At 65.7% G+C, this 12,404-nt stretch carries 11 protein-coding genes; 9 read left to right on the forward strand and 2 right to left on the reverse strand.

Annotation, left to right across the window (positions count from 1 at the left end; translation table 11 throughout):
- Positions 1 to 10 precede the first annotated feature (10 nt).
- From JZ791_RS01630 to JZ791_RS01640, 3 genes are read left to right on the forward strand one after another with little or no spacing between them, the layout of a single operon-like run.
- Positions 11 to 1,510, forward strand: coding sequence for an aldehyde dehydrogenase family protein (locus JZ791_RS01630; protein ID WP_308162712.1), 1,500 nt, complete (start codon positions 11 to 13; stop codon positions 1,508 to 1,510).
- Between the two features lie 54 nt (positions 1,511 to 1,564).
- On the forward strand, positions 1,565 to 2,755 hold the full coding sequence (locus tag JZ791_RS01635; RefSeq protein WP_216892293.1) for a cytochrome P450: 1,191 nt from the start codon (positions 1,565 to 1,567) through the stop codon (positions 2,753 to 2,755).
- 20 nt (positions 2,756 to 2,775) lie between these two features.
- Positions 2,776 to 3,012 carry a ferredoxin gene (locus JZ791_RS01640; RefSeq protein ID WP_254205056.1) on the forward strand — a complete coding sequence of 79 codons (237 nt, stop codon included), beginning with the start codon at positions 2,776 to 2,778 and terminating at the stop codon, positions 3,010 to 3,012.
- Positions 3,013 to 3,076: 64 nt separating this feature from the next.
- Here JZ791_RS01640 and JZ791_RS01645 read toward each other — a convergent pair whose 3' ends face one another.
- Together JZ791_RS01645 and JZ791_RS01650 are read right to left on the reverse strand one after the other, a co-directional pair.
- Positions 3,077 to 4,453 (reverse strand): FAD-dependent oxidoreductase, encoded by a 1,377-nt coding sequence (locus JZ791_RS01645; protein ID WP_216892294.1) that lies wholly within the window; start codon positions 4,451 to 4,453, stop codon positions 3,077 to 3,079.
- The gene (locus JZ791_RS01650; RefSeq protein ID WP_216892295.1) at positions 4,450 to 6,063 is read right to left on the reverse strand and encodes a flavin-containing monooxygenase; all 1,614 of its coding nucleotides are present in this window, start codon (positions 6,061 to 6,063) and stop codon (positions 4,450 to 4,452) included. Before JZ791_RS01650 ends, JZ791_RS01645 begins: the two co-directional genes overlap by 4 nt.
- A gap of 166 nt (positions 6,064 to 6,229) precedes the next feature.
- Between JZ791_RS01650 and JZ791_RS01655 the strand changes: the two genes are divergently transcribed.
- From JZ791_RS01655 to JZ791_RS01680, 6 genes are all read left to right on the forward strand, one after another.
- Positions 6,230 to 7,402, forward strand: coding sequence for an epoxide hydrolase family protein (locus JZ791_RS01655; protein ID WP_216892296.1), 1,173 nt, complete (start codon positions 6,230 to 6,232; stop codon positions 7,400 to 7,402).
- Positions 7,403 to 7,592: 190 nt separating this feature from the next.
- Positions 7,593 to 8,525, forward strand: coding sequence for a PDR/VanB family oxidoreductase (locus tag JZ791_RS01660; protein ID WP_216892362.1), 933 nt, complete (start codon positions 7,593 to 7,595; stop codon positions 8,523 to 8,525).
- 118 nt (positions 8,526 to 8,643) lie between these two features.
- Complete coding sequence (locus tag JZ791_RS01665) at positions 8,644 to 9,903, forward strand: cytochrome P450 (RefSeq protein WP_216892297.1); 1,260 nt, start codon at positions 8,644 to 8,646, stop codon at positions 9,901 to 9,903.
- 14 nt (positions 9,904 to 9,917) lie between these two features.
- Positions 9,918 to 11,189 (forward strand): cytochrome P450, encoded by a 1,272-nt coding sequence (locus JZ791_RS01670; protein WP_216892298.1) that lies wholly within the window; start codon positions 9,918 to 9,920, stop codon positions 11,187 to 11,189.
- Positions 11,186 to 11,719 carry a nuclear transport factor 2 family protein gene (locus JZ791_RS01675; RefSeq protein ID WP_216892299.1) on the forward strand — a complete coding sequence of 178 codons (534 nt, stop codon included), beginning with the start codon at positions 11,186 to 11,188 and terminating at the stop codon, positions 11,717 to 11,719. Before JZ791_RS01670 ends, JZ791_RS01675 begins: the two co-directional genes overlap by 4 nt.
- Positions 11,720 to 11,829: 110 nt before the next feature.
- Positions 11,830 to 12,327 carry an HtaA domain-containing protein gene (locus JZ791_RS01680; protein ID WP_216892300.1) on the forward strand — a complete coding sequence of 166 codons (498 nt, stop codon included), beginning with the start codon at positions 11,830 to 11,832 and terminating at the stop codon, positions 12,325 to 12,327.
- Positions 12,328 to 12,404: the final 77 nt, after the last annotated feature.

Genomic DNA, 12,404 nt, shown 5'->3' on the forward strand with positions numbered 1-12,404 from the left:
TGATACTATTGTGTTCGTTATCGAGTTAGAACTCGTGTTTACGGGCCAGGCCCGCCGCCGGCCCTGTGCCGGCCCCAACCTCGAGGTGAGCACGATGGCGCAATTGCAGCGATTCAGCATGACGATCAACGGTCGATCATCGGGTACGGCGACCGTCCCGGTCCTCGATCCGGCAACCGAGTTGCCGTGGGCCGAGGTTCCGGAATGCACGGCATCCGAGCTGGACGCGGCCTTCCGCGCCGCCGTCGGCGCACAGGCCGGCTGGGCCGCGGACGACCGGGCGCGCCGCGAGGCGCTGCGCAAGGCCGCCGATGTGGTAACCGGGGCCACCGAGGAACTGGCGCGTCTGCTCAGCGCCGAACAGGGCAAATCGGTGGCCGATGCCATCGGTGAGGTGCAGGGAACCGCCGCCTGGATCGGTTTCTACGCCGATGTCGAGGTCCCCGACCTCGAGGTCGTCGTCGAGAAATCGGTGGGCACGGCGCGATTCCCGCTCGGCGTCGTCGCGGCCATCACGCCGTGGAACTATCCGCTCATTCTGTCGGCGTGGAAATTCGCTCCCGCCCTGCGCGCGGGCAATTCCGTGGTGCTCAAACCGTCGCCCTATACCCCGGCGACGGTGCTGCGGCTCGGTGAACTGCTCCAGGGCATTCTGCCGCCCGGCGTATTCAATGTGGTGTCCGGCGGTGACGAGGTGGGGGTCGCCATGACCAAACATCCGGACACCGCGATGGTCACCTTCACCGGATCTATCGCCGCGGGCAAAGCCATCGCGGCCGCGGTCGCCGACGACCTGAAACGGGTGAAACTCGAACTCGGCGGCAATGATCCGGCCATTCTGCTCGAGGACGTCGATCCGGTAGCGATCGCCGAAGATCTGTTCTGGGGCGCCTTCACCAACAATGGCCAGGTCTGCGGTGCGGCCAAACGGGTCTACGTGCCCGAGTCACTTCACGACGCGGTCTGCGACGCTCTCGTCGCGGTCGCCGAGCGAATTCGCGTGGGTGCGGGCACCGAAGAGGGTGTCCAGCTCGGGCCGATCAACAATCGCCCGCAGTACGAACGGGTCCGGAAACTGTTGAACTCGGCCGTATCCGCGGGCGCGACGGTACGGACCGGCGGCGCGGCCGAGCAGGAGCGCGGTTACTTCCTGCGCCCGACGATTCTCACCGATGTGCCTGCCGGACAACCGATCATCGACGAGGAACAGTTCGGCCCCGTGCTGCCGCTGATTCCCTATTCCGATCTCGACGCCGTCGTCCGGGAGATCAACGCGTCGAAATACGGTCTGGGCGGCTCGGTATGGAGCGCCGACCCGAACCGGGCGCTGGCGATCGGCCGCCGGCTGCGGGTCGGCATGGTCTACATCAACGGCCACGCCATCAATCACGGTCCGCACGTCCCCTTCGCCGGAGCCCGATGGAGCGGAATCGGAGTCGAGAACAGCATCGAGGGCCTGAAGGAATACAGCCAGCTTCAGGTGATCTACGCCAATGGAGCGGATCTGTGATGACGCCGGCGCGAGCGCGCCTGATCCGTGGATAACAGTTAAGGAGCATTGTTCATGTCGACCATGTTGGAACGGGCGCAGAGTGAGGGCCTACCGATTCACACGCTGAATCTGGAGGCCGATGAGCGGCTCGGTATCGACCCGTTCGGAGTCTGGGACGAGGCCACGGAAGTCGGTCCGCTGTTCTACAGCCCGGCGAATCGCGGCTTTCTCGTCGCGGCCGATTACGACACCATCAAGACCGTCCTGCGCGACAACGCCTCGTGGTCCAGCCTGCCTACGACGATCGTGTATACGAAGGAAGAAGTCAGGCTGAGCGTTCCGCCCATCAATATGGATCCGCCGATCCACACCAAATACCGGCGCGCCCTGATTCCGTTCTTCAGCCCCCAGGAGCTGACTCCGCTGGAGCCGCGAATCCACGCGCTGACCAATCAGTTGATCGACGACATCATCGCCAAGGGCGAGTGCCAGTTCACGGCCGATTTCGCCTCGCTGTTGCCGGCGCGATTCTTCCTGGGCTGGCTGGGTCTGGACGACGGCGACACCGACCACATGTTCCACCTGGCCGAGCGCGCGACATTCGAGTTCCCGACCCAGGAGGAGCGCGACAAGATCGAGAACGAGATCGACGCGATCGTCGGGGACCTGTTCGCCCGGCGCCGCAAAAACCCGAAGGACGATCTCGCGAGCAAGATGATCACGATGCAGGTCGACGGCGCTCCGATCGATGAGAAAATGCTCGTCGACATGGGGAAGCTGTGCTTCATCGCCGGTCAGGAGACCACCTCGACGCAGTTGGGCTACATCATGTGGCACCTGGCGCGCACGCCGGAGGATCGCGAGTTCCTGGTGCGCAACCCCGAGCAGACGAACGCCGCGGTGGAGGAGCTGACCCGCTACTACAACACCGGCGGGCCCGCGGGCCGGATCGCCAAGAAGGCCACCACGCTCAACGGATTCCCGATCGAGCCGGGCGACCGGATCTTCATCGCGCGCTGCGGAGCCGACCGGCTGTTCTCGCCTACGGTGCAGCTGGATCGGGAAGTGAACCGGCACACCGCATTCGGGCTGGGAATTCATCGATGCCTCGGATCGCACGTGGCCCGCATCGAGATGGAGATCGGCCTGCGGGTCTGGCACGAGCGGCTGCCGAACTACCGGATCAAGGAGGGATTCGTCCCGCGTCATCGGTACGGGGCCTTCATGCAACAGCTCACCAGCCTGCCGCTCGAATTCTTCTGACCAACAGAAAGGAACACACTATGGCTTCCGCCGAGAAGACCACCGAGAACACGGAACTGCGGTACGCAGTCGACTCCAGTATCTGCGCGGGGCACGGACGGTGTTATGCCTTGGCGCCGAAGGATTTCGACGCGGACGACATCGGCTACGGGCAGGCCCTGGACCAGGTGCATCCGGCCAGTGACCGGAAGGTCATGGAGGGCATCGCGATCGCGTGCCCGGAAGAGGCGATCAGTATCGTGCCCGCTCACCAGTAGGCCCGGATAACGACGAAGGCGGCACACGATCGATCATCGTGTGCCGCCTTCGTCGTGAGCGGCGTCAGCGCGGAGTCACCAACGCGCCGAGCTCATTCCACTTCTCCTTGATTTCGTTCACGACCTCGTCGGAGCGCAGCCAATCGTCGGAGCGCAGCAGCTGGGTGGTCTCCCGGAACTTCATGTACCGATCCTTGTCGAGGGAGACCCACGCGGCCAGGCGATCGGAGAAGTCCGCGGTTCCCGGCGAAACTTCCTGCGGCACACCGTCGACGGTGACCTCGACATCCGGAATTCGATAATCCAGCGCGGTCGAGGAACTCCAGCAGAACTTCACCAGCTCGTCGTTCTTCGCGTAGTACCGCGCGGCGAGCCCGCGCAACGATCCCGGATGTTCGCGCAGATGATCGGCGATCTCCCGGGACAGTGTCCGCGCGTCGAGGGCGGAGACGGTCATACCCTGGCCGTAGACGGGATTGAACGCCGCCCAGGCGTCGCCGATCGTCAGGAAATTCTCCGGCCGCTCGGCCATGCCCGCGTAGTCCCGCAGCCGGTTGGTGGTATCGCGCCAGATGCGAATCCGTTCGGGGAACTCGACTTCCGACAGCGCCCGATCCAGTTCGGGCGCGCCGATGGACGACACGAACTCCAGCAGGTCCTCGACCTTGCTCGGCGGATAGTCTCCGGCCGAACCCTGCACCGTCAGAACCCAGCGGCGTTCGCCCTCGACGACCCACATCGCCATCGCCCGTTTCTCGGAGGCGGGGGTCAGGGCGCCCTCGCCGAACGGAACGCAGGCCAGGGCCCGGAATCCGGGTTCCCAGTTCTCCGGGACATGAACGAATGTGCTGGCGTAGCCCCAGTGCGCGTTCACCACGGTCTCGACCGGTTGCCCGAAGCCGTTCTCCGCCAACCACTGTGGCGCCTCGGATCGCCGCCCGCTCGCATCGATCACGAGATCGGCGGCGAGCTCGCCGTCCTTGGTCCGCACGCCGGTTACGGCGCCGTCGGTGGTCAGCACTCCCGTGACCGCGCGGCCCGGCAGGAAACGGATGGTGTCGATCGCGGCGGCGCGATCGCGGATCACCCACTCGATCAGTGGGCGGCTGGCCATCAGGAACTTCAGCGACGAGGGGAACCGGGGCGACCAGCCGAGGCGGTCCAGGCGCATCACCTCGGCGGTCGAATCGAGTTCCGCGGCCCCGAGTTCCAGTGCCTGTTCGGAGAACCCGGGCAGCAGTTCGTCCATGGCCTCGCGCCCCGCGGCGAGCAGGGCATGAAAGTGCGCGCCCTGGGGGGCGCCGTTGCGCTGCTGCGGCGATTCGGGGAATTTGTCTTTGTCCAGGACGAGCACTTCGTCGAAATGCGGTGCTACCGCCGCGGCGGCCAGACAGCCCGCGATGCTCCCGCCGATGACGATTGCCGTGGAAAAACGACTCATGACAGTTCGAATCCCTTGTAGTCGGCGCTCTCGGCCTCGGTGATCTTGTCCCGGTACGTCGGCAGACCGCCCGCGTACAGCAGATAGGCGCGCTTGCGGCCCTCGACATTCGATCCGAAGGACCAGGATTCGGCGGTCTCCTGCAGCGTCCCGCGAATTCCCGAGAGCACGTGCTCGTTCCATTCCTCCTCGGCCGCGGCGGAGGTGCCGATCCGGGTGTGCCCCTGCGCGGTGAGGTGCGCGATGCATCGCGTGACCCAATCGGCTTGAACCTCGGTGAAACGCGGGATGTTGCCGGCGGTGCTCTGCGGCCCGCCGACGAAGAAGAGGTTGGGGAAGCCTTCGGCCTGCAGCCCGAGGTAGGTTCTGGGGCCGTTGTCCCAATGGTCGAGCAGGGGGCGATCATCGATACCGCGGATGTCGATCGCCCGGTAGGAGCCGGTCACGGCCTCGAAACCGGTGCCGAAGATGATCATGTCCAGTTCGTAGTGGCCCTTGGTGGTCTCGATCCCGGTCTCGGTGATGCGCACCATCGGCTCGTCGGCGAGGGAGATCAGCTCGACGTGCGGCTGGTTGAACACCTCGTAGTAGCCGTTTTCCAGGGGCGGGCGCTTCTGGCCGAAACCGTGGTCGGTCGGAATGAGCTTCTCGGCCACGGCCGGGTCGTCGACCCGGGCGCGGATCTTCTCGGCGATGTAGGCGGTGAGGTTGGCGTTGGCCGTGCGATCCAACGCGATGTCGCGGAAGTTCGCCAACGCCATCGACAGGCCGGGCGCCTGGTAGAGGCGATCGAAGTGCTCTCGCCGCTGTTCGTCCGTCAGATCCAGGGAGGACGTCATCATCGGGCGGTGCTTGCTGCCGCCCGGCGACGTGCGGCACAGCTCGTAGATCTTGTCCACGTCGTCGCGCAGCTGCTGCGCGTATTCGGGTGTGATGGCGAAGTTGTTGATGGGCGTGCACCAGTTCGGGGTGCGCTGGAAGATGGTCAGCGACGACGCGTCCTTGGCGACGAACGGGACGATCTGCACACCACTGGATCCGGTGCCGATGACCGCTACGCGCTTGCCGGTGAACTCGACGTTGGTGTGCGGCCACAGGCCCGTGTGGTACCACTCGCCCTTGAAGTCCTCGCGCCCCGGGACGTTGGGGAACGCGGGTTTGGACAGGATGCCCAGCGCCGTGATCAGGAACCGGGTGCGCACTGTCGCACCGTGTTCTGTGGTGACCGTCCACAGGCGCTCGGCCTCGCTCCACCGCGCCCCGGTCACCCGGGTCTCCAGCTGGATATCGCGACGCAGATCGAGCCGGTCGGCGACGAAGTTGAGATACCGCTCGGTCTCGGGCTGGCCCGCGAATTCCTCCGACCAGGTCCACTCGTTCACCAGTTCCCTGGGGAAGAAGTAGGCGTAGGTGTAGCTCTCGGAGTCGAATCGGGCTCCCGGATAACGGTTCCAGAACCACGTGCCGCCGACCCCCGAGCCCGCCTCGAGCAGGCGGACCTTCAGGCCCGCGGTCCGCAGGGCATACAGCTGGTACAGGCCGGAGATTCCGGCGCCTACGACCAGAGCATCCAGTGGCTCGTCGGTCGAGGTTGCGATGTTGTCGGGCATATGCACTCTTCTCGTAACGTCCGCAATCGTGGTCGATTCTAATGGTAGTACTATGAGATTTAAGTCGTCCACGGTGTCTGTTGTAGTAATGCTGAAGGCCGCGTCACCGTGCTGAGCTGCGGCTGCCGCATCAAGCAAATTATGTTCAGGAAGGGTCACGCGAGCCATGACCGTACGGGCAGAGCGCTTCACCATCGAGGCGCCCGACAACGACCTGGCCGACCTCCGGCGACGTCTTCTCGCTACGCGCTGGGCCGATGACGTCGACAACGAGGATTGGCGATACGGGACCTCGCGCGCATACCTCGAACCACTCGTCGAGTACTGGGCCCACGGGTACGACTGGCGGGCGCACGAGGCCCGGATGAACGAGTTCGAGCACTATCGCGTGGATCTCGACGGCGTGCCGATCCACTTCCTGTATCGGCGCGGCGCCGGGCCCGCGCCGGTTCCGCTACTGCTCACGCACGGCTGGCCCTGGACGTTCTGGGATTTCGAGAAGATGATCGTCCCGCTGACCGATCCGGCCGCCGTCGGCGCCGATCCCGCGGACAGCTTCGATGTCGTCATCCCCTCGCTTCCGGGTTTCGGGTTCTCCTCCCCGCTGCGCGCCGGCGGCGTCGGCTCCGCGGTGACGGCCGGTCTGTGGCGCCGGCTGATGCGTGAGGTGCTGGGCTATCGGCGCTTCGCGGCGATGGGCGCGGATTTCGGCGCGGTGGTCACCCAGCAGATGGCCTACGACTTCCCGGACGATCTGATCGGCGTCCACATGAGCCGGTACCGCCGTCCCGCCGGAGTGCCCGGCCTCGGGCTCTCGACCGCCGGACCGGACGATTACGGTCCCGACGAGGCCGGGGACTACGAACGCGACCGGGCCGGTGCGGCACTGACCGCGAGCCACCTGGCGGTGCACAGCCAGGATCCGCAGACGCTGGCCTTCGCGCTGCACGACTCGCCGGTCGGATTGGCCTCCTGGTTGCTGGAGCGGCGACGGAACTGGTCGCAATGCGGCGGGGATCTCGAATCGGTCTATTCGCGCGACGAGTTGCTGACCACGGTGACGCTCTACTGGCTGACGGGCACGATCGGCTCGTCCATGCGTTACTACTGGGAAACCAACCGGCAGAAGACATCCGCGCCCGCCGACCCGTACATCCGGGTGCCGGTGGGCATCGGGGTGCTGCCCGGCGATGTCAGCGCGCCGCCGCGGCGGCATGCCGAGCAGGACACCGATCTGCGGCAGTGGACGCGGTTCCCGTCCGGTGGCCACTTCGGGCCGGCCGAGGTGCCGGAGCTGATTGTGCGGGATCTGCGCGAGTTCCTGCGCCCGCTGCGCTGACGGCGGGGCGGATCGCCCCTGTCCGCAATGGCGCTATTGTGTTAGTTTCTTGATACGCCGACTTGTAAACACGATTACTATACGAGTTGGTCCTGATTTCATCGAAGAGAGCAAGGGTTGGTGGTCAGTGATGTCCGAGGTGGCAGTCGGCAGTGATGCTCATGGCGTCACGCAGACCGATGAGGTCGGGATGCTCGTCGTCGCGCGCAAGGAGCAGTTGGCGCCCGGAGTCGTGCTGCTCGAGCTGCGGCGCCCCGACGGCGGTGAACTGCCCGAGTGGGAACCGGGCGCGCACATCGATCTGGTGCTGCCCAACGAGGTGGTGCGTCAGTACTCGCTGTGCGGTGATCCGGCGGAGCGCGATGTCTACCAGGTCGGTGTGCTGCGCGAGGCCGAGGGCCGCGGCGGGTCCATCTATCTGCACGACGAACTGGCCGAAGGGGCCTCGCTCGAGGTGCGCGGGCCCCGGAACAACTTCCCGCTCGAGCCGGCGGGCGCCTATATCTTCGTGGCGGGCGGTATCGGCATCACGCCGATGCTGCCGATGATCCGCGCGGTGGCCGCGCGCGGTCTGCCGTGGGAACTCGTCTACGGCGGCCGGTCGCGCACGACCATGAGCTTCGTCGATCACCTGGAGACCAGCTACGGCGAGCCGGTCAGCATCCGGCCGCAGGACGAGTTCGGGCTGCTCGACCTCCAGGGTTTGCTGGGCACGGTCCGCGACGATGTCGCCGTCTACTGCTGTGGCCCCGAGCCGCTCCTGCAAGCGATGGAGAGCGCCTGCGCGCCCTGGCCGGCGGGCGCGCTGCACCTGGAGCGATTCGCGCCCAAGGAACTCGAGGACGCGGCGCTGGACGGGTCCTTCGAGGTCGAGCTGACCCTGTCGGAGCAGACACTGACCATCCCGCCGGACAAGACGATCATGCAGGTCCTGGAGGAGAACGACATCCCGGTGGTCGCGTCGTGCCTGGAGGGGACCTGCGGTTCCTGCGAGACCATGATCATCGACGGGATCGCGCAGCATCGCGATTCGATCCTGACGCCCGCCGAGCGCGAGGCGAACGAGACGATGATGGTGTGCGTGTCGCGGTCGCTGTCGCCGCGCCTGGTCCTCGAGCTCTGAGGATTCAAACCGTACTCAAGTGGTATTTAAAGTTGTGTTGCAAACATCTTATCGCTAGGGTGTAACTCGGATCACACCAGGCAACACGGCTTTCTTTACCCGGCGGTTGGAGTTGAACATGGCAACCACAGACGCACCCATCGATGAACTGCGCGTGACGCTTCGGCGTGATTACGACCCGTATCACCCGGTGCCGATCGCCGAGCAGCTCGCCGAACTGGCCGAGCGCCGGGAGGCGATGCCGGTCAGTTATTCGGCGCGCGGCAACGGCTGCTGGGTGCTGACGCGGTACGACGACATCGCCAGCGTCCTGCGCCGCAGCAACCGCGGGTTCATCAGCTTTCCCAACGACCCGGACGGTATCAACTCCACCGGTTCGGAGCAGGGAACGATCCCCCTGGAATTGGACGGCTCCCGCCACCTCCAGTTTCGCGCGATGCTCGACCCGGCCTTCTCACCCAAGCGTGTCGCCCAGCTCGAGGGCGGTCTGCGCGAATCGGCGAATCGTCTGATCGACGACTGGATCCAGGTCGGCTCCTGCGATTTCAACAAGGGTTTCGCGGTGCCGTTCCCTGGGGTCACCGTCATGAAGATCATGGGATGGCCGGAACAGGACGTGAGCCGACTCTACGGCTGGGTGGACGTCGTGATGCACGGTCTGCCCGACGCCACGCAGGAACAGGCCGACGCCGCGCGCGCGAAGGCGCACGGCGAAATTCACGAGTACATGTTCGCGTTGATCGCGCGCCGCCGATCGATGCCACGCCGTGACGACGTGACCTCCGCTGCCCTCGAGGCCGAGGTGGACGGCAAGAAACTGTCGGACTCGGAAATATTCGACATGTTTCTGCTGATGATGCTCGCGGGCCTGGACACCGTGCAGAGCGTGCTGTGCCAGGCGATGGTTCACCTGGCACGGAATCCGCGGCAATGGGACCGGATGTTCGAGTCGCCGCAACTGGTCGAGTCGGCGGTCGAGGAATTCCTGCGCTGGGCGACGCCGCCGGTGCCGACCCGCACGATCGTGAACGACGATGTGCGGGTCGGTGAGCTGGTCCTGCCGCGAGGCGAGCGGGTGCATTTCCCGCTGGCCGTCGCCAACCGCGATCCGGACTACTACGACGATCCCGACGATGTGCGGCTGGACCGCTACATCGACCTGGGGACCAAACCGCACCTGGCGTTCGGCATGGGGACGCATCGGTGCGTCGGCCTGCATCTCGCACGCCTGGAATTGCGCATCGCATTGGAAGAACTGCACCGGCGACTGCCGGCATTCGGCCTGGATCCGAACCACGAGCCTCATGAGCATCTGGGCCTGGCCTGGGGCGTGGACAACGTCCATCTCCGGTTCGAGCCCGGTGCGCGTGAATTCTGAAGAGGAAGAAAGAAATGAGCACTGACACCCCTGTGGCCGAGTTGCGCGCGAAATATCGTCGCGACTACGACCCGTACACGAGAACCATCGGCATCACCGAACAGCTCGCCGAACTCGCCGATCGCCGGGAGGCGATGCCCGTCAGCTATTCGGCGCGCGGCAACGGCTGCTGGGTTTTGACTCGCTACGACGACATCGCGGGAGTGCTGCGCCGCAGCAACCGCGGGTTCATCAGCTTTCCCAATGAACCCGACGGCGTGAATACCCAGGGTTCCGAGGTGCAGCAGATCCCCATCGAACTGGACGGATCCCGGCATCAGCAGTTCCGTGCGATGCTCGATCCGCTGTTCTCGCCCAAGCGGGTCAACGAACTCGCGGACGGATTGCGCGAGTGGGCCGTTCGCCTGATCGATGGCTGGATCGAACAGGGGTCCTGCGATTTCGTTCAGGGTTTCGCGCTGCCGTTCCCGGGTGTCACCGTCATGAAGATCATGGGGTGGCCGGAGGAGGATGTCGACCGGCTGAACAATTGGGTCGATATCGTCATGCACGGGTTGCCCGACGCCACGCAGGAGGAAACCGACGCCGCGCGCGCCAAGGCGCACGGTGAGATCCGCGAGTACATGTTCGCGCTGATCGCCCAGCGCCGCGCCGAGCCCAGGCGCGACGACGTGACCTCGGCCGCGCTCGACCTGGAACTCGACGGCGTGAAGTTGACCGACGTCGAGTTGTTCGACCTTTTCCTGTTGATGATGTTCGCGGGCCTGGACACCGTGCAGAGTGTGCTGAGTCAGGCGATGGCCTATCTGGGGCGGCATCCGGAGCAGTGGGATCACATGTTCGAATCCCCGGAAATGCTCGCCTCGGCCATCGAGGAGTTTCTGCGCTGGGGCACACCGCCGGTGCCGACCCGCACGGTCGTGTACGACGAGATCCAGGTCGGCGAGCTGATGTTGCCGAAGGGAGAGCGCGTGCACTTCCCGCTGGCCATCGCCAATCGCGATCCGGATTACTACGAGAATCCCGACGAGGTCGTGCTCGACCGTTTCGTCGCCGCGGGCGCCAAACCGCATATCGCGTTCGGGATGGGCGCGCACCGGTGTGTGGGTGTGCATCTGGCTCGCCTGGAATTGCGTATCGCGTTCGAGGAACTGCGCCGGCGGTTGCCCGCGTTCCGCTTGGACGCCGACTACGAGCCGCGCGAGCACCTGGGCCTCGCGTGGGGCATCGACAATGTGCATCTGCTGTTCGAGCCCGCCGGGGCCACGGAAGGAGCAGACGCATGACCGAACCGGGAATCGCGGACCGCCTGGCGCGGCTCGAGCGTCGATTGGCCGAGCTGGAGGACGAGAAGCAGATCCGCGAGCTGCTGTCGCGCTACGGCTACTACGCCGACGCCCGCTTGGACGAGGAGTACTTCGCCCTGTTCACCGACGATTGCGTCATGGACGTCTCGGTCGGGCGCGGCGAGGACCCCTACGAGATCGTGCGCTGGGAGGGGCTGGCGCAGATGCGCGAGTTCCTGTCGGTGCGCACCGCGGGGCACGGCGACGGGTTCGCCGGGCGCAGCCTGCACATGCAGGGAAACAACCTCAGCGTCCGGGTCGACGGGGACGACGCGGTGGCGAACAACTACTCGTTCATCCTGCACCAGGACGGGCCGGAGCTGAAGCTGGTCAGCGCCTCCCTCAACGACTGGCGGCTGGTCCGGCGCGACGGGCGGTGGCTCATCCACGAGCGGCGCCGGCGCATGGTCGGCGCGCCCGACACCGCGGACATCCTGCGCGCCACCGAGGCTCCGCAGGGCGTCGGCTAGCGAAACTCCGTGGGGCGCTTGGCGGCCGGGCAGCGGCATGAAGCAGAGTGGAGCGGGACGGACGTAATACTTCAGCGTCGGCCGGCCCGGCGTGGAGAAAGGTTTCGATGATGACGACCCCGACGTTGTCCGGTCTTCGCTGGGCAATCAAATACAGCTTCCTGGAGTACATCTCGCGGATGCCCGACGGGAAGGGGAGCGTGAGCGACGGTGCGCGGCCGGCCGAGCGCAGCGAGCTGGTCTTCGAACCCGACCCCACCCCGCATCCGGTCCCCGAGGGCGCCGACAGGCTGCTGGCGTTCCGGGGCGATGTGCGGTTCGCCGGTCACTACGGGATGTTGTTCGTGCGGATCTGTGACCCCTGGGTGGTCCTGCGCGGCACGCAGGCCGAGCTGACGGTGGTGGACCCCTATAAGCCCGAGGAGGATCCCCGGGTGCGGCTGGTGACCTTCGAACTCCCCGAGGCGAGCCGGGAGGGCGAGTTCGAGGTGTGGCGGATCCCGGATGTGCGGCTGGCCGCCGAGGGGTGCGGGTTGTTCAACGACGTGTATCCCGAGGGCGAGCCCTTCGAGCAGATCGCCATCACCCTGCCCGTCGAGGCCGAATAGGACCGCTCGGCCGCTCTCGCTGCGCCTTGACGCTCTCCATCACTGCAAATATAGTATTAGCATAATTGTAAGCTCAC

The organism is Nocardia alni (genome assembly GCF_019038435.1).
GTDB lineage: Bacteria > Actinomycetota > Actinomycetes > Mycobacteriales > Mycobacteriaceae > Nocardia > Nocardia alni.